Origin of the sequence: Olsenella sp. SW781 (assembly GCF_012027725.1) — a bacterium.
Lineage (GTDB): Bacteria > Actinomycetota > Coriobacteriia > Coriobacteriales > Atopobiaceae > Thermophilibacter.
Genome location: NZ_SJOU01000002.1, coordinates 17049 through 36928, shown reverse-complemented (window position 1 = coordinate 36928; position 19880 = coordinate 17049). Strand labels below are relative to the sequence as shown.

General features: G+C 69.7%; 20 protein-coding genes. 5 read left to right on the top strand and 15 right to left on the bottom strand.

The features are described 5' to 3' along the window. Positions 1 to 2 precede the first annotated feature (2 nt). From E0L17_RS01295 to E0L17_RS01280, 4 genes are all read right to left on the bottom strand, one after another. Positions 3 to 1238: a type II toxin-antitoxin system HipA family toxin gene (locus tag E0L17_RS01295; protein ID WP_167929493.1), complete on the bottom strand. Its 1236-nt coding sequence runs from the start codon at positions 1236 to 1238 to the stop codon at positions 3 to 5. A 4-nt stretch (positions 1239 to 1242) separates the two neighbouring features. Continuing rightward, positions 1243 to 1539 (bottom strand): hypothetical protein, encoded by a 297-nt coding sequence (locus E0L17_RS01290; RefSeq protein ID WP_167929492.1) that lies wholly within the window; start codon positions 1537 to 1539, stop codon positions 1243 to 1245. Positions 1540 to 1655: 116 nt separating this feature from the next. Next, positions 1656 to 2309 (bottom strand): class I SAM-dependent methyltransferase, encoded by a 654-nt coding sequence (locus E0L17_RS01285; RefSeq protein ID WP_206108945.1) that lies wholly within the window; start codon positions 2307 to 2309, stop codon positions 1656 to 1658. 75 nt (positions 2310 to 2384) lie between these two features. Further along, the gene (locus E0L17_RS01280; protein WP_167929491.1) at positions 2385 to 2972 is read right to left on the bottom strand and encodes a TetR/AcrR family transcriptional regulator; all 588 of its coding nucleotides are present in this window, start codon (positions 2970 to 2972) and stop codon (positions 2385 to 2387) included. Between the two features lie 161 nt (positions 2973 to 3133). Here E0L17_RS01280 and abiEi point away from each other — a divergent pair, with 161 nt between their 5' ends. After that, positions 3134 to 3670 carry a type IV toxin-antitoxin system AbiEi family antitoxin gene (abiEi, locus tag E0L17_RS01275; RefSeq protein WP_167929490.1) on the top strand — a complete coding sequence of 179 codons (537 nt, stop codon included), beginning with the start codon at positions 3134 to 3136 and terminating at the stop codon, positions 3668 to 3670. Further along, positions 3660 to 4553, top strand: a complete 894-nt coding sequence (locus E0L17_RS01270) for a nucleotidyl transferase AbiEii/AbiGii toxin family protein (RefSeq protein WP_167929489.1) — start codon at positions 3660 to 3662, stop codon at positions 4551 to 4553. The genes abiEi and E0L17_RS01270 overlap by 11 nt, the downstream gene beginning before the upstream one ends. Positions 4554 to 4617: 64 nt before the next feature. Here the strand turns inward: E0L17_RS01270 and E0L17_RS01265 are convergent, their stop codons facing one another. The 11 genes from E0L17_RS01265 to E0L17_RS01215 form a co-directional block, all read right to left on the bottom strand. Continuing rightward, positions 4618 to 4983 (bottom strand): heavy-metal-associated domain-containing protein, encoded by a 366-nt coding sequence (locus E0L17_RS01265; protein WP_167929488.1) that lies wholly within the window; start codon positions 4981 to 4983, stop codon positions 4618 to 4620. Positions 4984 to 5054: 71 nt separating this feature from the next. Next, positions 5055 to 5441, bottom strand: a complete 387-nt coding sequence (locus tag E0L17_RS01260) for a YbaN family protein (protein ID WP_167929487.1) — start codon at positions 5439 to 5441, stop codon at positions 5055 to 5057. A gap of 47 nt (positions 5442 to 5488) precedes the next feature. Further along, positions 5489 to 5845: a nitrous oxide-stimulated promoter family protein gene (locus E0L17_RS01255; RefSeq protein ID WP_167929486.1), complete on the bottom strand. Its 357-nt coding sequence runs from the start codon at positions 5843 to 5845 to the stop codon at positions 5489 to 5491. Positions 5846 to 5943: 98 nt separating this feature from the next. Then, positions 5944 to 9396, bottom strand: a complete 3453-nt coding sequence (cydC, locus tag E0L17_RS01250) for a thiol reductant ABC exporter subunit CydC (RefSeq protein ID WP_167929485.1) — start codon at positions 9394 to 9396, stop codon at positions 5944 to 5946. A 197-nt stretch (positions 9397 to 9593) separates the two neighbouring features. Beyond that, a complete protein-coding gene (locus tag E0L17_RS01245) occupies positions 9594 to 10025 on the bottom strand; it encodes an HIT family protein (protein WP_167929484.1) in 432 nt (143 codons plus the stop codon). 240 nt (positions 10026 to 10265) lie between these two features. After that, the gene (locus tag E0L17_RS01240; RefSeq protein WP_167929483.1) at positions 10266 to 11060 is read right to left on the bottom strand and encodes an anti-sigma-I factor RsgI family protein; all 795 of its coding nucleotides are present in this window, start codon (positions 11058 to 11060) and stop codon (positions 10266 to 10268) included. Continuing rightward, positions 11057 to 11542 carry an RNA polymerase sigma factor gene (locus tag E0L17_RS01235; protein ID WP_206108944.1) on the bottom strand — a complete coding sequence of 162 codons (486 nt, stop codon included), beginning with the start codon at positions 11540 to 11542 and terminating at the stop codon, positions 11057 to 11059. Before E0L17_RS01235 ends, E0L17_RS01240 begins: the two co-directional genes overlap by 4 nt. A gap of 30 nt (positions 11543 to 11572) precedes the next feature. Continuing rightward, positions 11573 to 11926 carry a hypothetical protein gene (locus E0L17_RS01230; protein ID WP_167929482.1) on the bottom strand — a complete coding sequence of 118 codons (354 nt, stop codon included), beginning with the start codon at positions 11924 to 11926 and terminating at the stop codon, positions 11573 to 11575. Between the two features lie 177 nt (positions 11927 to 12103). Next, positions 12104 to 13864, bottom strand: coding sequence for an ABC1 kinase family protein (locus E0L17_RS01225; protein ID WP_167929481.1), 1761 nt, complete (start codon positions 13862 to 13864; stop codon positions 12104 to 12106). 171 nt (positions 13865 to 14035) lie between these two features. Beyond that, entirely contained in the window at positions 14036 to 14383 is a 348-nt protein-coding gene (locus tag E0L17_RS01220) for a phasin family protein (protein ID WP_167929480.1), read from the bottom strand. Between the two features lie 164 nt (positions 14384 to 14547). Continuing rightward, positions 14548 to 15222 (bottom strand): HAD family hydrolase, encoded by a 675-nt coding sequence (locus E0L17_RS01215; RefSeq protein ID WP_167929479.1) that lies wholly within the window; start codon positions 15220 to 15222, stop codon positions 14548 to 14550. Between the two features lie 316 nt (positions 15223 to 15538). Between E0L17_RS01215 and E0L17_RS01210 the strand changes: the two genes are divergently transcribed. The 3 genes from E0L17_RS01210 to E0L17_RS01200 are packed head-to-tail and all read left to right on the top strand — an operon-like array spanning position 15539 to position 19759. Beyond that, on the top strand, positions 15539 to 16798 hold the full coding sequence (locus tag E0L17_RS01210) for a DUF1015 domain-containing protein (protein WP_167929478.1): 1260 nt from the start codon (positions 15539 to 15541) through the stop codon (positions 16796 to 16798). A 40-nt stretch (positions 16799 to 16838) separates the two neighbouring features. Beyond that, complete coding sequence (locus tag E0L17_RS01205) at positions 16839 to 19097, top strand: tetratricopeptide repeat protein (RefSeq protein WP_167929477.1); 2259 nt, start codon at positions 16839 to 16841, stop codon at positions 19095 to 19097. Continuing rightward, complete coding sequence (locus E0L17_RS01200; protein ID WP_167929476.1) at positions 19097 to 19759, top strand: HAD family hydrolase; 663 nt, start codon at positions 19097 to 19099, stop codon at positions 19757 to 19759. The genes E0L17_RS01205 and E0L17_RS01200 overlap by 1 nt, the downstream gene beginning before the upstream one ends. The last annotated feature ends 121 nt before the right edge of the window (positions 19760 to 19880 follow it).

Sequence of the window (19880 nt, the reverse complement as noted above, 5' to 3'; positions counted from 1 at the left end):
GCCTACCGAGAGAGCGCCCTCAGTTTGCGAACGCCGACCTCGAAACAGTCCGCCATGTAGTCGATGGACGCCTCGGATATGCCGTCCGCACGGGCCTGCCTGCGCCAACCGGAGAGGGCCGACACCATGCGGGACGCGACGTCGCGCGCCTCGGCGAGGCCCAGACGGAAGAAGTCGAGAACCTCAAACGCCAGCTCCGGCTCCGCGTCGCGCACGTCAAACTCGAGGCCAGTCGTGAGGAACTTGGGCTCGGACCCCGGCGTGGGGTTCACGTCGAATGCGGGCGAGAGCCTCCAGCCGGACTCCTCCCGGAGAAAGCCGTAGTTCCTCAGGTGGTTGTCCGTGTTGCCAACGGCACAGGAGAAGAGCGCCCGCGTCCAGAGGTCCCTGAGATCCCAGGCGGGCTGCGACCCCTCAGTCTCGATGAAGTCAACTAGCTCGAGATAGGAGTACCGCCCACCATCGGTGCCCTGAACCGCGGTCAGACCGCTGATGTACGGGACTCGCTCGCGCCCCCGTCGGTCAAAGCGCCGCGTCAGCAGAACAGAGCGCCCGGCGACGCGCAGCAGACGGGAGACCGGTACGGGAATACCCGACCTCTCCATGAGGCACAGAGCGACGTGCTCCCATGCGCACACATCATCGATGGCCGACTCGTCCGCCTTGGGAAACTTCGCGATGCAGAGAAAACCTCCCTCATCCCGAACAGAGGCCTTGGGCCGAGCGCCGCCCAGGCTTGACCCGGCGGCGAGAAGGTCACGGACGTCGGCGTCCATGTCCGAGGCCGCGATGTCGGCAGCCCGCAGAAGGGAGGGGATGCTCGTCTCGCGCGGCACCCCGTCCGCAACTCCCGAAAGCACCCGGCCATCCGTATCCCAAATGCGCAAGGCACCCTGCCTTGCCTCGTCGTTAACGCCGACGAGCATATCGGCCTCGAAGAGCGTCCTGGGAACCCGCTCGTCCTCCCGTGCGCGGACGCGCTCCGCACGAAGCATCAGGTTGCGCCCCCACCGGTCTGGCATGCAGTCCTCGAGCGCGCGAAAAGCCCGAAGCCCCTCGGAGTGAAAAGTCCCCGGGCCGAGCGGCATGTCCGGCGCCAGAGTAAAGGCGCGGGCGTCATCCAAATAAGAGGTCGCATAAGAGAAGGTCGCCGTCTCATCGCCGTGACGGACGTTTTGATACAGCCTTCCCGCCAGGACGTCCTCGCCCTCGATCTGAACGGTAACGTCGAGCTGCATGCCCTCACCTCCTCACACGCTTGGGCACGTCCTGCTCCGCCCGCGCGCGACCGATAGGCGTGTTCAGCGGGTCGGTTGCGTCCTCGACGCCCTGCAGCAAACCCAGAATGCGGGCGACGCGCAGGAAGTTCTCGAATGTGCCCGCGCCCTCGTTCAAAAGGCGACGAACTGTGGGGACAGAGAGGTTCGCACGCTCGGCGAGCAGCCCAAGCGTGATGCGCTGCTGGCGACGCGCCAGGTCGAGATTGGCCGCAATGGTACGCATCGCACGCGACACTGGTATGGGGGTTCTTCCCGCCATAGCGCTCCTAATAGAAAGAATTGCTTCTATAATAGACTATAACAGAAAGATATGCTTGTCTAAGAAGAGCTTTTGCGCTTGCGCGATTGCCATGAGCGATCATACTGACAGGGTAATCAGGCACCCTTGCGCGCGACAACGACGCAGGCGGTCGAGCCCCCGCGGCGCCAGGACACGTCGCTGAACCAGGTGCCGAGGATGTGGCGCATCTCGGCCTCGGAGTAGATGCGGACGTCGCCCCCCTTCGAGTGGGGCATCCACGCGTTCATGATCGCGCGGGCGGGCGCCGGCTGCCACGCGTCGCCGACGACGAGCGCGCCGCCGGGCGCGAGCACGCGCCACGCCTGGAAGGCGGCGCGCTCGGGGTCCGGGTAGTGGTGGAAGGAGTCGTTGCACCAGGCGGCGTCGAACGAGCCGTCGCGGAAGGGCAGGCGCTCGGCGTCGCAGAGCAGGACGTCGGCCCGCCCGCCCAGGCGCGCCCTCGCGGCCTCGGCCATCCTCGGCGACAGGTCCACGCACGAGAGGCGCGCGCCCGGGACCACCTCGAGCGCCAGCTCGGCGAGGGCGCCCGTGCCGCAGCCCAGGTCGAGCAGGCGCGGCGCTGGGTCGCCCGCCACGGCGCGCGCCACCTCCGCGAGCACGTGCGGGTAGAGCCGGTGCGCGTGATCGCCCTGCATGCTCTCGTCGTAGGTCGGCGCCTGCGCGTCGAAGGCCGCGCGGGAGCGGGAGCGCAGCAGCTCGGCGTCCTTCTCGTCCATCCTGTTGTCCATCAGTCGTCCTTTCTGTTGAGCATTGTTCAATACAATCGGCCGAAAGGAGCCCCGGCCGGGGCCGGGGCGGGATCCCTAGTCGGCGGCGCCCCCCGAGCGGAACTCGGCGAGCAGCGCGCGGAGGTAGCGGCGGGCGGCGGCGGTCGCGGCCCCGTCCGGCATGCCCGGGCCCGAGGCGAGGCCCACCGCGCCGTAGGTCATGATCGCGGCGAGCTCGTCGGCGTCGGGAGCCGATGAGCCGCGCGAGGCGGCGTCGGCCTCGAGCGCGGCGCGCAGGTGCGGCCGCACCGCCTCGCACATGGCGAGCGAGAGCCGATCGTGAAGGGCGCCGTGCCCCTCGGCGTGGAAGAAGGCGGCGTAGGGGTAGCCGCCGCCCGCGCCGAGGTCGAGGGCTCGCTCGAGCCTCTCGTCCAGCGAGGGGCCCTCCTCGTCCAGCGCCGCGTTAATCCCCTCGGCGCAGCGGCGGGCGTAGTCCCCGATGGCCTCGGCGAACATCTTCTCCTTGGAGTCGAAGTAGTGGTAGGCGAGCCCCGGCGCCACGCCTGCGGCGCGCGCCACGGCCCGCACGGACACGTTGTCGTAGCCCTCCTCGGCGAAGAGCCTCATGGCGCACGCCAGCAGCTCGCGCCTGCGCTCCTCGGGGTCCATCACGGTTCTGGTCACGGCTGCCACCTCCTCGGGAGGGATCGTACACCTTGATTGAACATTGGTCAATAATACATAACACAGAGCGTGTCTATTCGCTTCTGTTCAATCCACTATAACTATACAGAAATCGGCTTTATATAGACGATTGCTGTATACTGTTCCAAAGGAGGACGGGCATGAAGACACTGGAGGCACAGCGGCGTTTCTCTCAACTCGAAAACGTCAAGAACGCATACCGCTCTCGAGACCTCGAGCTTCTGCTCGAGGAACGTGGGGAGAAGCTGAGAAGCACCATTAGGCGCCTCGTCGACGCCCGTGTCCTCGTGCGCGTCGCGCGTGACCTGTACTGGCACCCCACTACAGCCGCAACCAAGTTTCAGCCCATCGAGGAGATCGCCGCGCTGCTGCGGATCGGCAGCAGCTGCTACGTGGGCATGGAGAGCGCCGCTTCGAGATGGGGCATCATCTCGCAGGTCCCCGTCGACCGTCTCACCGTGGTCACGACTGGACGCGAGGGGACGTTTCCCACACCCTTCGGAACCATTGAGTTCATCCACACCCGCGCGGACGCATTCGAAATCGCGAAGAACACGGTAGATGTCCCCAACAGCCCCTTGCGCCTCGCAACAAAGCGTTACGCCGCCGTCGGTCTCAAACGCGCACGGCGCTCGCTTGACCTCATCGACTGGGAGGAGCTTGAAGGTGAGCAGTAGCATGTTTTCCGAATTCGCACGAGGGGTCGCAGCGCGGCACCAGCTGGGAACCCTCCTTCCCGTCGTGGAGAAGGAGCTTCTGCACTACGACATCCTCGCAGCGCTCGACGCCTCGGGATGGCTGAAACGGCTCGTGTTCCAGGGCGGCACCTGTCTGAGGCTGTGCTACGGCAACGTGAGGTACAGTGAGAACCTGGATTTCACGACCCCCGATGAACTCATTGAGATCGACCTCGCCGGTTTTGCCCAAGTGCTGTCACAAGCTCTCGACACACAGTACCATCTTGGGGTTCGCGTCAAGGAACCCACCTCCGTCAAGGCCTTCAGCGGAGGCGGAAGTCTCAAACGCTGGCAAATCATCGTAGATACCGCCCCCGAACGTCCTGACCTTCCCTCGCAGAGAATCAAGATTGAAATCGCAAGGATTCCATCCTACGATACTTCGATGCGCTTCCTCGCCATTAACTATCCTGAGCTGCCCAGAGCTTTTGCCAACATGCTCGTGCGCTGTCAGAGCGCAGATGAGATTCTCGCTGGCAAGCTCATCTCGTTTGCCAATTCGTCCGCAGCGCCCCGCTACCGTGACCTGTGGGACATTCCGTGGATCGTCGGAAACCATGGGTGGCACATGGACGAAGTCGCTCGCATGGTGGGCCTCAAGCACGTTGATTACGGATGCTCGCGGCGCCTGCTGGAGCTCCTTGAGTCCGGGCGGGCGCGAGCGCTCGCGCTTGCCACCTCGCGTGAGTTTGCCGACCAGATGGCGCGATTCGTTCCGCGCGAGGCATTTGAGAAAATCCTCGGAGTCCCCGGATACGCCGAGGCGCTCGCCACGTGCATCAGCGAGACGTATTCCGCTGTCACGCAAAGGCTCTGCTCTTAGCTCAAACTCGCCCGAGCGACGTAGACCCCTTTTGCTTGCCCGTCTTTTCCGTAACGCGAAAACCCTATCCCACCACGCGGTAGCCGGCCGCCTCCACCGCGGCGGCGAGCGCGGCGCGGTCGATCGGGTCCTTGGAGAGCACGCGCACGTGGCCGGGCAGGGTCGCGCGCGCCCACACGCCTCCGATGCCGTCGAGCGCGGTCTCCACTACTGCGAGGCAGTGCTCGCAGTGCATCCCCTCAACGGTGAGCTCGACCTCGTAGGGGTAGTGCGCCTCGTTGGTGTCGGCGACCGTCGGGCGCGCGACGTGGGACTCTCCCCCGCCGGAGCACCCACAGCCGCAGCCGCCCCGTCGCAGCGTCCGCAGGTAGCGCTGGGCGGCGAGAAGAACCACCGCCACCGCGGCGAGGACGATAATGACGTTGATCATGGCAACCTCCTTACGAGCTCACGTTCTTCTCGCCCGCCAAATGATTCAAAAGGGGTCTGTCCCCTTTTGGATCACGCCTCGGCGGGGACGCGACGGGTCTTCACGCCGAAGCAGAAGTACAGGATGTGGAACACCCACACGCACGCGAGGACGATCTGGCCCAGGCGCACCTGGTGCATCATGACAAAGCCGATGGACATGAGCACGGTCACCGTGACCATCACGCGGATCTTGGTGGCCCAGTCCATGCCCTGGCCGCTCACGTAGCTCTCGAGGTTCTTCTTGTAGAGCTTGGTGCCAGTGAACCACGCGTGCAGCCGCTCGGAGCTCTTGGCAAAGCAGAACGCCGCGAGCATCAGGAACGGAAACGCCGGCAGCAGCGGCACCACCGCGCCGATGGCCCCCAGCACGAGCCCCACGCAGCCAAGCGCAACGAGCAGCACCTTCTTCACCTTCATGCGTCCTCCTTCCGATGTGCAAAAGTGCCTGTCACTTTTGCACGCTTTTACACGGACAGCCGCCTCTTCTCGGCCTTGGTCTCGATGACGTGGCGGACGGCCGCCACAGGGTGATGGAAGATCATGCGCGGGCCCGAGAAGCGCATGACCTCGCGGATCTTCTCGCGCATCTCCGGCCTGTAGCAGTGCACGCGGCAGTTCGAGCAGAAGGTCTTGGTCTCCATGAAGGGGCAGCGGTCGCTGCGCTGTCGCGCGTACTCCGCGAGCTCGGCGCACTCCGGGCAGAGCTCGTCGCCGCGCGTGCCATGCCGCCTGCGGCAGTAGAGCGCGATCATCTCGGAGACCATGCACTTCTCGCGCTCGCGCTTGGCTGCCACGCGCTCGGAGTCGGACGTGCGCGCCATCAGCTGACCCTCCCGTTCTCAACGCGCCAAATAAACCTGACGCCAGTGGCGTGCGTCCTCAACGCGCCAAATAAACCTGACGTCAGTGGCGTGCCGCATCATGAGACGCGCCCGTTCTCAACGCTGGCCACGGTGTCGGCGATGCGCATCGTGGACGGCCGGTGGGAAACGAGAAGGACCGTCCGGCCGGCGCGCTCCCGCGCAATGGAGCGCAGGATGACGGCCTCGTTCAGGCTGTCAAGGTTGCTCGTGGGCTCGTCGAGCAGCATGAACGGGGCGTCGTGCAGGAAGGCGCGGGCGAGCCCCAGGCGCTGGCGCTCGCCGCCGGAGAGGGTGTCGCCGAGCTCGCCGACCGGCGTGTCGTAGCCCTGGGGCAGGCTCATCACGAAGTCGTGGACCGATGCCTTGCGGCAGGCTTCCACGATCTCTTCGTCCGTGGCATCGAGCCGCGCGATGCGCAGGTTGTTGCGGATGCTGTCGTGGAAGAGGTGGGTCTCCTGCGTGACGAGGGACTCAAGCTCGCGCAGGTTGGCAGTGTCCACGTGCCGCACGTCGCGCCCGGAGACGGAAACGCTCCCGTCGCCCGCGTCCCAGAACCGCATGAAGAGGCGCAGCAGCGTGGACTTGCCGGAGCCGGAGCGCCCGGTGATGCCCACGATTCTGCCGGCAGGCGCCTCGAGCGAGACGTCCGTGAGCACGCGCTCGTCCCCGTAGGAGAAGCTCACATGGCTTGCCGCGGCGCCGTCAAAGCCCACGTGCTTCTCGCCCGTGACCTCTGGCGTTACCGGCTCCTCGTCCAGGATGGCGAGCACGCGCTCCCCCGCCGCGAGGGTGGGCTGCAGCGTGGAGCCCAGGTTCGCGAGCGCCACGACCGGCCCAAACGAGCTCATGAGCGCGAGCACGGGGATGAGCACCCCGTCAAAGCCCACGGCACCCTGCGCGTTGAGACCAGCCGCCACGAGCAGCATAACCAGGTCGCAGGCGAGAATGACGGTGTTGGTGAGCGCCGTCGCGCGTCCGGTGGCGCGCTTCATGCGCTCCTCGTCCGCGGCGAGCGCTCGGGACCGCTCGTCCATCTGGGCAAGGCGCTCCGCACCCGCTCCGTACTGCAGGATCTCGTCCAGGCCACGCAGGCTCTCCAGCACGAAGCTCGAGAGCTCGCCCGCGCCGGCGCGGAAGCGCGCGCCGGTGTCACCGGCGAGGCGCGCCGCGACGAGCGGGCACGCCACGCCCACGGCGAGATACGACGCTGCGGCCACGACGGAAAGCGCAGGGTGGAAGCTCCCGATGAAGGCGCAGGCACCCGCGCAGAAGAGGAGCGCAATCGCCGCCGGTGAGATGGTGTGCGCGTAGAAGACCTCGAGAAGCTCGATGTCCGAGGTGATGAGCGAGATGAGGTCGCCGCGGTCTCGCCCCTCGAGCTTGGCCGGGGCAAGGCGCCGCAACGCCCGGAACACGCGGTCGCGGACGAGCGCGAGCAGCTTGAACGCGATGAAGTGGTTGCACGCCTGCTCGCCGTAGCGGAGAAGCCCGCGCGCCACGGCGCAGACTGCCATCGCCACGATGAGGCCGGCGAGCGGCGCCGTCGCGCCGTCCGCAAGCACCGCGAGCACGCCGTAGCCACCGAGCACCGTGATCGCAGCCGCGCAGACGTGGCCGAGAAGTCCCATGAGGATTGCCAGCACCATGAATCCCATGAGCGGGCGCACCAGCCCCACGAGCCGCCGCATCACCCTCCGTGAGACAAAGGGGACAGGTTCATTTGTCTCATCGCGCTGGTCGTGCAGAGACGGGCGCGCAGGGCTAGCTGATGAGACAAATGAACCTGTCCCCTTTGTCTCACCCTCGAGCTCGCGCTGGGCGCGCCAGAGGGTTGCGTAGCGGCCTCCCGCGACAACGAGCTCGTCGTGGCGCCCGTGCTCCACCACACGGCCATCGTCGAGCACGAAGATCTTGTCGGCCCCCACCACGTTTGCCAGACGGTGCGAGATGAGGATTACCGTCGCGCGGCCTGCCAGCCCGCGAACCGCACCCATGATGGCGTCCTCGCTCTCCGCGTCCACGTTGGAGGTGGCCTCGTCAAAGACGTAGACCGGCGTCTCGTGCAAGAGGGCACGGGCGATTGCCAGGCGCTGGCGCTGGCCGCCGGAGAGGTTGGAGCCACGCTCCGCGAGCATCGTGTCCAGCCCGTCCTCGCCGCGCAGGAAGGGCGCCAGGCGCGTGGCCTCGAGCGCGGCCCAGAGCGCATCGTCGCTCGCACCCGGGGCCGCGACCAGCAGGTTCTCGCGCACCGTTCCCTTGAAGAGGTAGCTCTCGTGTCCCACGTAGGTCACGTGGGCGAGCAGGTCTGCGGCGTCGAGCGCGCCAACCTCAACGCCGCCCACCGTGAGCGAGCCACGATACCCGCGCAGCCGCCCCAGCAGGAGCGCTGCGAGCGTGGACTTACCGCAGCCGGACTCCCCCACCACGGCCACAAGGCCGCCAGCCGGCACGTCCAGGCTCACGCCGTCCAGCACCTCACGCTCGCCGTCGTAGGAGAAGCGCAGCTCGCAGGCGCGCACGTCACAGCACGCGGGGAAACTCTCCCCGCCCGCAGGCGGCTCCGGCAGGCCCAGCAGCCTAAAGATCTTCTCGCTCGCCGCCATGCCGTTCATGGCCACGTGGAAGAACGACCCCAGCTGGCGCATGGGGATGAAGTAGTCCGCCGCCAGCAGGATGATGGCAAGACAGCCGCCCAGGTCAACGGCACCCGCGGCCATCTGCGTAAGCGCCACCGCCACGCCGGCGGCCGCCCCGCCGTACGCAACGAGGTCCATAATCGTGATGGAGTTGAGCTGCATCGTGAGCACGCGCATCGTGATGCGCCGGAACTTCTCGGCCTGCTCGTTCATCTCGGCCTGTTTGAACTCGTCGGCCTGGTAGACCTTGAGAGTGGTGAGGCCTTGGAGGTTCTCCAGGAACGTGTCGCCGAGCTCGGTGTACTGCCCCCAGTAGCGGCCGAGCAGCTTCTTTGCCCAGGTCTGCACCGCGGCGATGGCAACCGGGATGAGCGGCACGCACACGAGCAGCACCACGGCCGCCGGCACGTTCACAAAGGCCAGGGCCACAAAGAGCGTGAGCGGCGCGAGCATGGCGTAGAAGAACTGCGGCAGGTACGCTCCGAAGTAGGTCTCGAGCTGATCGCATCCCTCAACGGCCACCTGCACGACCTCGGAGGTGCGCACGTCCTCGCGGTAGCTCGGCCCCAGCCGCAGGAGCTTCTCGTAGATGCGGTGGCGCAGCGTGCGCTTGACCTCTCGGCTGGCGAGAAACCCCATGCGCGCGGAGCCCACGGCGGCAAGGCCGCGCACGACTGCCGCCACGACCACGCAGACGGCGAGAAGAACGAGGTCCCTCTCGCCCGCCGCGCCCGCCCAGAGCGCGGAGAGCGTCCGGCAGATGACGAGCACCATACCCATGTTGGCCACGAGCGACGCCCATTGCAGGGCCACGCTTGCGCCCACGTACCTCATGCTCCCCGGCACGATGCCGATGAGCCGCTTGTCGATCATCACGTGTCGTCGCCCCTCACGTCCGACGTCCTTCTCTGTTAGACAGAGTAAACTATCTGGACACAAGGGTTAGCCTATTGCAACTCAATTTGTTAGATGAGCATAACTTTAGGGCGCTGACAAAGGCGACGGGGTCGACCGTCAGGAAAAAACCTGGTGGTCGACCCCGTCGTCTCTGTCAGCCTCTGGCGGGGGCGCTACAGGGCGGCAGAGATCTTGTCGATGAGCTCGGCATACTCGGCGTCGGAGAGCGTCACGCGACCCGGGTTCATCGCGAACACGTCGCCGAACTCGAAGGGGTCCTCCGCGTACTTGGGCACGAGGTGGAAGTGCAGGTGATGCATCGTGTCGCCATACGCCCCGAAGTTGATCTTGTCGGGCGAGAAGGCCCGATGCAGCGCGGCGGCCACATGGCGGACGTCGGCCATGAACGCCGCCGACTCCTCCTCGGCGAGGTCGCTGATGTCGTCGACGTGGCGCTTGGATGCCACGATGCACCGGCCGCGATGGCTCTGCTCCTTGAAGAGTATCAGCCGGCTTGCCGGCAGCTCGCAGATGGGGATGCCAAAGGCGCCCACCAGCTCGTCCTTCTCGCCAATCATGCAGTATGCGCAGCTCTCGTCCCTCATGGTCTCCCCTTTCTCGCATGCTCCTGACGACCTAACTGTAGCGCCGGGGCCACCGCGCGCGGGGGACATGTCGGCAAGCGTGCGGGCACGTCGCGTTTGCACGAGCAACCGTCCACGGCCGGCGCGTTTGCACGAGCAAACGTCACTCGGAGCCGGGGCGAGAAGAACCGACCTGCGGAAACGTCGCTGGAGAGGGGCACAGACCGCGTTTGCTCGTGCAAACGCGCCGGGCAGTCCGGGTCAGTCGTGCCCGGCCTGCCCCCGATGCCGCCCCCCATGGTGTCCCGAGGTGGACCCCGTGCCCTCCAGCAGCTCCGAGAGCTCGCGCACGCTCATGTCCGCCGCGTCCTCGGCGGTAAGGTCGGAGCCCGCGTCCACGAGCTCGCGCCAGACGCGCCACTTCCCCACGCCGAGCCCCTCCTCGTGCGCGGCATGGTGCTCCTCCTCGCTCGCATGCGAGCAGCTCACCTCGGCGGCGGAGGCGCCCAGGCACCGATGGCTCGCATCCTCGATGGCGCCGTACTGGGCGTCGTCCTCGCAGCTCACGGTCACGCTCACCGCCGAGTCCTCTGTGAGGTAGCCGGCGGCCTCCATGCCCTCGGAGAGCGCGAGCACGGCATCCTCGTACCCCATCCACGTCACGTCCGTGGCCGCGAGCACGTCCTCCCCGTCCTCGTTGAGGCCCCGCGCGCTGACCACGTGGTCGAAGCGGTTGAGGCCGAGCTCGATCGAGGGGTTCACGTCGATGTCCACGTACGCGGTCGGGGTGGCGACGGCAAGCCCGAGAAGGCCCGCGCCCACCGCGGCGACCACGAGGCAGGCGGCGAGCAGCAGCCGCGCGCGACGTCGGGCGCGCGGGCGAGAAGGACGCGGCTCCGTCGCGGCGACGCTCGTGGCGGGCGCGCCCGCGTCGGCACGCTCCCCCTCGCCGCGGCGGACCTCGATCGCGGCAAGCGCGCGGGCCTTGACGTCCTCGGGGGCGTGGACGGACGCGAACGCCTCGCGCACGCGCCTCTCGGCGGCACCCTCCCTCATGACAGCACCTCCCTGAGCCTGCGCTTTCCCCGCGAGATCCAGGAGTAGACCGTGCCCACGGGCATGTCGCAGATCCCGGCTATCTCGCGCGCGGTGTATCCCTCGCACAGGGCGAGGTAGAGCTGAGTCCGGGGCGGGTCCCCGAGCGCGGACATGGCGTCGAGCACCTCGCGCAGGCCGAGCTCGGAGGGCGCCTCGGCGTCGACGGCCCCCTCGCCGAGCCGCTCCATGCGCTCGTCGAGCGAGACGTCACGCCTCCGGGCCGCGCGCAGGGCGTCCTTGCAGCCGTTGATGGCCACGCGCAGGAGCCAGGCGCGGGCGTGGGCGTCGTCGCGGAACGGCCCGTCGTGCAGCGCGTACTTGAGGAAGGTCTCCTGGAAGACGTCCTCGGCGTCCGCACTGGGCAGGTAGACGAGGCAGGCGCGCCACACCGCGTCGGCGTGGGCGCCCATGGCGCGCTCTATGTCCGCCGCGTCGCGCACGTGACCTCCCCCTCGCTCCCCTCCCTCATGCTACCGGCAACGATGCGCCCCGCCGCAGCCGTTCCGCGCGGCGGGGCCGCAGCCCCGGCCGGAATGGCGGCCACGTCCGCAGCCCCTCCCGGCGCACGTCCCGTCCTCGCGGTTGTCGCACACGCCATCGGCGTCCGCATCGACGAAGGAGCCGCAAGCGTTGGCCTCGCGGTTGTCGCACACCCCGTCCGCGTCCGCGTAGGCGCATCGGGCCGTAGCGGCGTCGACCTTGCGCTCGATCGCCTGGCTGGCGGGCGTCGACCCCGTCGCGGCGGCCGGCGTCGCCAGGCACCCGAACGCAATCGTCCCCGCCGTGGCGAGGCCGGCAAGTCCCAGGCAGATTCCCCTCAGCATCGCAATCACTCCCCTGCTCCGTGGGGCGACCCTCTCGCCCCTCATCACAGACACGAATCAGGGACGGGAATCCTTGCGGGCTTTTTCGCGTTCTTCTTGCCACGTCCTTCTCGCCGCGCTTTTCTCGCCCCGCTCTTCTCGCCCCGCGCCGCCATCGTACCCGCGCGGCAGGGCGCGCTACCTGCGCCTGCGCCGGCGGCTCTCGCGGATGACGTCGTGCGCCACCCACGCGCCGAGGATGAAAGCGACGAGGTAGCCGATGAAGCCGATGATGGGGATGCCAAAGATGACCGGCTGGATGCGCGCGTAGTAGACCACGGACGAGCCGATGAACAGGCCCGCCACGATGACGCTCATCGTGAGGCGGTTGGCGATGCGCGAGAGGTCCTCGAGCGGGTCGGCGGTGCCGGCGAGGTCGAGGTTCACGCGGAGCTGGCCGCGCGTGAGCATGCGCGTGATGAGGCTGAGGTCGCCCGCCGCCCCGAGCAGGCCGTGCGTCGCGGCGACCGTCTCACGCGAGAGGCGAGAGAGCTCCTGGCGCACGAGCTCGTCGGGCGCGGCGTGCGCGTGCAGGTGGCTCTGGATGATCTCCACGATCGAGGCGTCCGGCAAAAGCGCGTGCACCACGCCCTCGAGCGTCACGAGGGAGCGGGCGAGCATGGTGACCGACCCCGGGAGCTCGATGCCGTTCTTCTGCGCCATGGAGATGAGCGCGTTCATGAACGAGCCGATGTCGAGGTCGGAGAGGTCGGCGAGGCCGTAGTCGGCGACGATGGCGTCGAGGTCGGCGAGCAGGTGCGCGTGGTCGACCTCCGTGGTGTCGGACGTCGAGAAGCGCAGCAGGCCGTCGGCGAGCGCCGGCGAGTCGCAGCGCGCCACGGCGAAGACCATGTCGCGCACCGCGCCGCGGTCATGGCTGGAGAGGCGTCCCATGATGCCGAGGTCGAGGTAGACGATCTTGCCGCCGTTGATCACGAGGTTGCCGGGATGCGGGTCGGCGTGGAAGAAGCCGTCGTCGAGCATCTGGCTCGTGTAGTTGTCCGCGAGTTTGGTGCCGATCTCCGCGAGGTCGTAGCCCTCGGCGACGAGGCGCGCGGTGTCGTTGATGGGGATGCCCTCGACGTAGTCCATGACCACCACGCGCCGCGTGCAGAGCGCGGGGTAGGGCTTGGGGCAGTCGATGAACCGGCAGCCCGCGTTGTTGCGGCGAAACTCCTCGAGGCTGCGCGCCTCCACGAGGAAGTCCGTCTCCTCGCGGAACGACTGCCAGAGCTCGTCCACCACCGACTGCAGGTCGATGAACTGCTCGTCGCCCATGAAGCGGCTCGCGTAGCGCGCGAGCGAGCGGATGATGGAGATGTCGCGCGCCATGATCTCCTGCACGTGCGGCCGCTGGACCTTCACCGCAACGACCTCGCCGGTCACGAGGCGCGCCTTGTGCACCTGGGCGACGGAGGCAGAGCCGAGCGGGCGGTCGTCGATGGCGTCGAAGATGTCCTCGATCGGGCGGTCGTACTCGGCGCGCAGGGCTGAGATCACCGTGTCGCGGTCCATGGGCTCCACGCTCGTGCGGAGCTTCCCGAGCTCGCGCGTGAAGCTCTCCGGCAGGATCTCCGAGCGCATGGAGAGGATCTGCCCGGCCTTGACGAAGGTGGGGCCGAGCTCCTCGAGCATGCGCCGCAGGCTCTTCGGCGTGAGGCCGTGGAAGATGTCGTAGCGCCGGACGATGTTGACCATCTCGCCGATGCGCGCGAGGCGCGACCCCGTGGTGAGGCCGTAGTCGTCCGCCCCGTCCGCGCGCCCGCCGAAGAGGCCGATCGTCTGCGAGGAGTCGCGCTGCTCCTCGCGCTTCCTCACGGCGGCGTACCAGGCGTCCAGGATGTCGTCCGGGGTCTTTGCCGTGGTGGGAACCTGCCGCCGGGGCAGCTCGGTGCCCATGACGGGACCCCACGCGCGCCGCCCCTCCCCCTCGGGGGGGACGTCGCCCGCGGGGGGCGCCTGCTCCGCGGGCGACGTCGTGGCCCGCGGGTCCTGCCGAGCCGGGGCCGCGTCGTCGGCGCGACCCCGGTCTGTGTCACTTCGAGCTTCTGTCACGTGCTCCCCAAGCCGCTACTCGGCGTCTTCCTCTTCTCCCTCGGCGTCCTCGACGTCGACCGTGACGGCCTGCGCGTCGATGTCCGCGGACATCTGGGCCACCTTGGCGGCGTACGCCGCGCGCTCCTCGGGCGTCATGGACTCGAGGCGGGCGCGCAGGGCGGAGTCTCCGGCGCCGTCGATGACCTCCTTGGCCTTGCGGGTGAGCTCCTGGTTGAGCGTCTTGCCCTGCTCGACCGTCAGCTCGCCCTTCTTGACCAGCTCCTCGACGACCTCCTGGGACTTCTCGGCCCCCATGGCAACCGCGCCCACACTGGCCAGGAAGAGCTTGCGGATGCCCTCGGTCACGTCAAAGTCTGCCATGTCTGCTCCCATCTCTCGAGACCGGCGGGACGCCCCTCGCATCCCTCTATGCTCGTCCTTCTACCCACATCCCGGGGCCGCGGCCCCGCACTTCTCGGCAAGCGGCGCGGCCCGTCTGGGGACGGCCCGCCGGGGCGGTCGCGGGTGGCCGCCGCGACCTGCGGTCACGTGCCGAGAAGGACGCGGCGAAGCTCGTCGACGCTCGCCGCCGCGGCGCACGCCCCGGCGGCCTCGAGCTCGCCCGGGTCGGCGGTGCCCGCATACGTCACGCCCACGCAGGGCACGCCGCATGCCGCTGCCGCCTCCACGTCGTGGTGGCGGTCCCCCACCATCACGGCGTCGTCCGGGCCCGCCCCCGCGAGCTCGAGGATGCGCCCGATCGTCGCGGTCTTGTCGCCCTGCGCGTCGGACGCCTTGCCGAGCACCGCGAGGAAGAGCCCCTCGACGCCGTTGTCCGCGACGGCGCGCTCCACGAGCTGCTGGCGCTTGGAGGAGGCGACGGCGAGCGTCCTGCCGGCGGCGCGCAGGTCAGAGAGGAGCTCGCGGACGCCCGGGTAGAGCGGCCACCCCTCGAGGCCGAGGTCCAGGTAGATGGCCCGATACTCGTCGGTCACCTGCGCGGCCTCCTCCTCGGAGAGCCCGTAGACGCTCGAGAACGCCTGCGGGAAGGGCGGCCCGATGATCCTGCGCACGTCGCCTATCTCCTCCTCGGTGAGCCCGTGGCGAAGCAGGACCGTGCGCGCCGTGGAGATGATGCCGGCGATCGTGTCCGCCAGCGTCCCGTCGAAGTCGAAGATCACGAGGCCCCTGCCGGTGACGTCCTCGCCCGTGAGCGCCATGCGCGCCTCCTTTCGTCCGTATCAGGGTAGCACCCCGGCCGGCGGCATGCGCGGCGCGCCCGGGCGGGCCCGGGTCCGCGAGCCGGCCGAGCATGCCCCCGCGCCCGGGTGGGCCCGGGTCCGCGAGCCAACCGAGCATGCCCCCGTGCCCAGACAGAGCGAATCGACAAAAACGCGCCCTCGGGCGGCCGAAAACGTCCGCTCGCTCTGTCTGGGCGCAAAGGGCAGCACTGAGCGGCGCCGAGCGGTAGGAGCGGGCGAGCGACGGAGCGCGCCCGCGGGGTATCATGTCCTCATACGCAAGCGAGGAGGCCAAATGCACGCTGAGCCCATAACCTGCCACCGCCCGCGCCCGGACGCCGCCGCGGAGTTCGCCGCGCCGCCCTATGACGTGTTCGACCGCGCCGGGGCCGCCGCGTACGTGGCCGAGCACCCGCGCTCATTCCTGGCGATCGACCGCCCGGAGACCGCCTTCCCGCCCGGGCACGACCCCTATGCCGAGGACGTCTACGCGCGCGCCCGCGACCTGCTCGCCGAGCGCGTCGCCGACGGGACGCTCCTGCGCGACGCCACGCCCTGCTACTACCTCTACCGCCTGCGCAGTGGCGGCCACGAGCAGACCGGCATCGTCGCCGGGGTGGCGATGGACGACCTCGCGGACGGGACCGTGCGGGCCCACGAGCTCACCCGGCCGGAGAAGGAGGCCGACCGCGCCCGCCACATCGAGGCCACGGGCTGCCAGACCGGCCCCGTCTTTCTCGCCTACCGCGACAACGCGGTCATGGACATCCTCGTTGAGGCCGCGAAGGCGGCCGAGCCGCTCTATGACTTCACCGACGACGAGGGCGTCCGCCAGACGGTCTGGCGCGTGGCGCGCCCGGCGGCCGTCGAGAGCTTCCGCGCGATGCTCGGCCAGGTGGGCCGCGCCTACATCGTCGACGGGCACCATCGCGCCGCCGCGGCGGCGGGCGTCTGCCGGCGCATGCGCGAGGCGGCGGGCGCGAGCCTGTCCGGCACCGAGCCCTACAACTACCTGCTCTGCGTCCTTTTCCCCACGAGCCAGCTCTCCGTCCTGCCGTACGACCGCGTGGTCGCGGACACGGGCGGCCTCGACGAGGCCGGGCTCGTGGCGGCGCTCGAGGCGGCGGGCGTCGCCGTCGGGGAGCGCCGCGAGGGGCCGGTGAGCCCGGGCAGACGTGGGCAGGTCGGGATGTACGCGTTCGGGGCGTGGCGCGAGCTCGCCCTCGGGGGCGCGCGGCCCGACGACCCCGCGGAGGGCCTCGACGTCGCGATCCTGCAGGACCGGGTCCTCGGCCCCGTCCTCGGCATCGCGGACCCGCGCTCCGACGGGCGCATCTCGTTCGTGGGCGGCGCCGAGGGCCCGGAGGCGCTCGCGCGGCGCGCGGGCGAGCGGGGCGTCGCGTTCTCGCTCTTCCCCGTCTCCATGGGGGAGCTCATGGCCGTGGCCGACGCCGGGAGGCTCATGCCGCCCAAGTCGACCTGGCTCGAGCCCAAGCTCAGAAGCGGGCTCTTCATCCGGAGGGTCGGCCCCGGCCGCGGGGCGGGCGCTCGCTAGGCCGCATGAAACGTCGGGAGTGACGAGAGGGGGCAAGGACATGGCAGAGGATGAGCGCACGGGGCGGCTCGGGAGGCTCTTCGCCGCGCTCGTGAACGTGGGCGACGATCGCGCGGACGAGGCGGCGCCCGCGGGGACGGGCCTCGTCGAGCCGGATGCCGAGAAGGACCCGGCGGGCGGCAACACCACCGTCCTCGACCTCGAGGGGCTCTCGCGCTCCCTCGCCTCGTCCCCCGACCCCATGGCGCTTCTCGCCGGGCTCGTCGTCGACGTCCGCGCGCGGGTCGGCGCGACCGGCGCGCCCGATTTCCCGGGCGAGGCGCCCAAGCTGCCGCCGAGCCCGCTCGAGGTGCATCTCGCCACGAGGCTCGTGGAGGCGGGCCTGCTGGAGCCAGACGTCGAGCTCCCGGGCGTCCGCGTGGTCCGCCCGCGCACCTCGGGCCTCTTCTACCTGCGCATCGAGGAGGAGCGGGTCAGCTACCTCGCCAAGCTCCGCGTCCTGCAGATCGAGTCCGCGCTCAACGCCGTCCTTCTCGCGAGCCATGCGCTCGAAAGCCCCAACGACGCCCCGCTCGACGCGATCGTGCGGGCCGAGCAGCGCGTCACGAGGTCCGTCGCCGGCCAGGCGCGCGAGGTCGCGTCGCGCCTCGAGGGGCCCGTGCGCGGGGAGTGGGACGTGCGCTACGCCCTTGCCTACGGCATCGAGGCCTTCCGCCTCCCCCACCGCCTCACGGCGCGCTTCCGCGTGAACGCGCGGGCGGGGCTCGCCGCCTTCGAGCTCGACCTCGTCCCCCCGGAGGCGTGGCCGCGCTCGGCCTTCGTCGACGGCCTCGGCGTGGTCCCCGCGACCGAGCAGATGCGCCGGCGCGCCGCCGGCACCTACAACGCCCGGCTTGCGGCGCTCGTGGCGGGCTACGCCCTGGCCGCCGCCCCCGAGCTCGGGGAGGTCTGGGTGGCGGGCGTCATCGACACCGCGCGCGACCACGTCTGCCTCTACTCCGCCCGCATCGCGCGGGAGGCCCTGGAGGCCGTCGACCTCGAGGGGTCGTTCGACCCCGTCGCGCTGCTGCGCTCCTGCGGGGCGGCCATCTCCCTCGACGAGACGGGCGGCCTCGCCCCCGTCCGCCAGGGCTTCTCCCTTGACGACGAGGCGCTCTGCCCGCGCGAGCGCTACGACGCGCCCGAGCTCTCCGAGGCGACGCTCGCCGGCGAGCTGGGCGACGCGCTCGGCTGCTGGCGCGTGAGCGACCTCGGGATCGACGAGGGGGCCCGGCGCAGGAGCGTCGCCGACGAGCTCGCGCGCCACCTCACGGACTCCACCGAGAAGAACGTCCAGGCGATCCTCGCCGCGGCGCGCGAGGACGGTCACCCCGACGTCGTCGATGCGGCGCGGCGCTGCGTGTCGGGCCTCATCGACGGCGAGCTGGAGGACGACCCCCTCGCCATCGGCGAGTCCTTCGTGGAGGGCGGCGACCTCCAGCGCGGCTGCGCGCGGGCGCGCGACGCCCTGCTCTCGCACGACCTGGAGTCCGCGGGGAAGTACGCGGCGGACGCGCTCCTGCCCATCGACGGGCTCGGGTCCTTCGACGGGTCGGACGGGCTCGTCTGGCGCGGCTTCGGGTCCTATGCCGACCGCGCGCTCTACAACCGGCTGGTCGCGGCCCCCGGCGAGCGCTGCGCCCTCGTCCCCGCCGCCTACCTCGAGGCCCACACCATCGCCGCCGCCTCCGCCCTCGCCCGGGGCCGCGCCGAGGAGGCGCTCGCGCACGCCCGGCGCGCCGCCGAGGTGGCCCCGCTCTCCTCGCAGGCGAGCCTCAACCTGGCGCAGTGCCTCGAGGCCTCGGGCGACCCCGAGGCGGCCGGGCGCGAGCTCTGCCGCCTGCTCTCGCTCGCGCACGACCCGGAGTCGATCGGGCTCGGCTACCTGGGCATGGCACAGCTCCAGTGGCAGGGCGGCCACGTGCTCACCGCCCAGGCCTGCTACCAGCGCGCGACCCGTCACCTCGGGGCGCCCGCGCTCGTGGCGCGGCTCGCCATGGCGGCCCTCATCGGCCAAGTTGGGGTCTCGGCGGGAGGCGAGCTCTCGCCCGACCAGGCGGACTCGCTCCTGGAGGCGGCCGGGATCCCGCTCGCCCCGACCGAGCCCGTGAGCACGGCCTTCCTCGAGGCCACGCGCGCCGCCACGGACGCCGGCATCTTCCGCGTGGCGCGCGACCTCCTGCGCAAGCTCTGCATGATCTCGCGTGACGACGTCTACTTCGGCATGCTCCGCTCCCTCGAGGACGAGCCGGACCGCTGATGGCCGCGCCCTCGCTCCTCCCGCCGTCCTTCTCGGCGGGCATCTTCGACTTCGACGGGACGCTCGCGGAGACCTGGCACCTCTGGCGGCGCGTCGACGAGATCTTCTTCGCCACGCGGGGGCTGCCCTTCGACGAGGACGCCTCCGCGACGCTCGCCACGCTCGGCTTTGCCGCCGGTGCGCGCTGGTGCGTCGAGCGCTACCGCCTGCGCGACGAGGTGTCCGACATCGTGGACGAGTGGAACCGCCTGGGGGCGGCGCTCTACGAGGAGGAGGTCCGCCTGCGCCCGGGGGCCGAGGCCTACCTGCGCGCGCTCCGGGAGGCGGGCGTGCCGCTGGCCCTTGCCACCACGAACGACCCGCACGTGCTGGGCGCCATGCGGCACGTGGACGTCTACGGCCTCTTCGACGAGGTCGTCTGCGGGCGCGAGGTCGCGCGCGGGAAGGACCACCCGGACATCTACCTCGAGGCCTCACGCCGCCTGGGCACGGTGCCGGGGGCGTGCTGCGTCTTCGAGGACATACTGCCCGGCACGCTCTCGGCCGCACGCGCCGGGATGACCACGGTCGCCGTGCGCTGCGAGGACCCGCGCCAGCCCGCCCGCGAGCTGCGTCGCGCGGCCGACCTCTGGATCGACGGCTGGGAGGAGCTCGCGGGCTGAGGGCAGCGGAGCCGAGCGCCCGAACTTCTGCACATTGCTGCCATAGTGCACCGGGAATCGCGCCTCCCACAATGCAGGATATGCCTCGGCAACGTTGAGAAGATCGACTCATCGCACATCA

Excerpts from the sequence above, each read along its gene's own strand:
- E0L17_RS01295 (WP_167929493.1), bottom strand. The coding sequence starts at position 1,238 with ATGCAGCTCGACGTTACCGTTCAGATCGAGGGCGAGGACGTCCTGGCG.
- E0L17_RS01290 (WP_167929492.1), bottom strand. The coding sequence starts at position 1,539 with ATGGCGGGAAGAACCCCCATACCAGTGTCGCGTGCGATGCGTACCATT.
- E0L17_RS01285 (WP_206108945.1), bottom strand. The coding sequence starts at position 2,309 with ATGGACAACAGGATGGACGAGAAGGACGCCGAGCTGCTGCGCTCCCGC.
- abiEi (WP_167929490.1), top strand. The coding sequence starts at position 3,134 with ATGAAGACACTGGAGGCACAGCGGCGTTTCTCTCAACTCGAAAACGTC.
- E0L17_RS01265 (WP_167929488.1), bottom strand. The coding sequence starts at position 4,983 with ATGATCAACGTCATTATCGTCCTCGCCGCGGTGGCGGTGGTTCTTCTC.
- E0L17_RS01260 (WP_167929487.1), bottom strand. The coding sequence starts at position 5,441 with ATGAAGGTGAAGAAGGTGCTGCTCGTTGCGCTTGGCTGCGTGGGGCTC.
- E0L17_RS01255 (WP_167929486.1), bottom strand. The coding sequence starts at position 5,845 with ATGGCGCGCACGTCCGACTCCGAGCGCGTGGCAGCCAAGCGCGAGCGC.
- cydC (WP_167929485.1), bottom strand. The coding sequence starts at position 9,396 with ATGATCGACAAGCGGCTCATCGGCATCGTGCCGGGGAGCATGAGGTAC.
- E0L17_RS01245 (WP_167929484.1), bottom strand. The coding sequence starts at position 10,025 with ATGAGGGACGAGAGCTGCGCATACTGCATGATTGGCGAGAAGGACGAG.
- E0L17_RS01240 (WP_167929483.1), bottom strand. The coding sequence starts at position 11,060 with ATGAGGGAGGGTGCCGCCGAGAGGCGCGTGCGCGAGGCGTTCGCGTCC.
- E0L17_RS01230 (WP_167929482.1), bottom strand. The coding sequence starts at position 11,926 with ATGCTGAGGGGAATCTGCCTGGGACTTGCCGGCCTCGCCACGGCGGGG.
- E0L17_RS01225 (WP_167929481.1), bottom strand. The coding sequence starts at position 13,864 with ATGGGCACCGAGCTGCCCCGGCGGCAGGTTCCCACCACGGCAAAGACC.
- E0L17_RS01220 (WP_167929480.1), bottom strand. The coding sequence starts at position 14,383 with ATGGCAGACTTTGACGTGACCGAGGGCATCCGCAAGCTCTTCCTGGCC.
- E0L17_RS01215 (WP_167929479.1), bottom strand. The coding sequence starts at position 15,222 with ATGGCGCTCACGGGCGAGGACGTCACCGGCAGGGGCCTCGTGATCTTC.
- E0L17_RS01210 (WP_167929478.1), top strand. The coding sequence starts at position 15,539 with ATGCACGCTGAGCCCATAACCTGCCACCGCCCGCGCCCGGACGCCGCC.
- E0L17_RS01205 (WP_167929477.1), top strand. The coding sequence starts at position 16,839 with ATGGCAGAGGATGAGCGCACGGGGCGGCTCGGGAGGCTCTTCGCCGCG.
- E0L17_RS01200 (WP_167929476.1), top strand. The coding sequence starts at position 19,097 with ATGGCCGCGCCCTCGCTCCTCCCGCCGTCCTTCTCGGCGGGCATCTTC.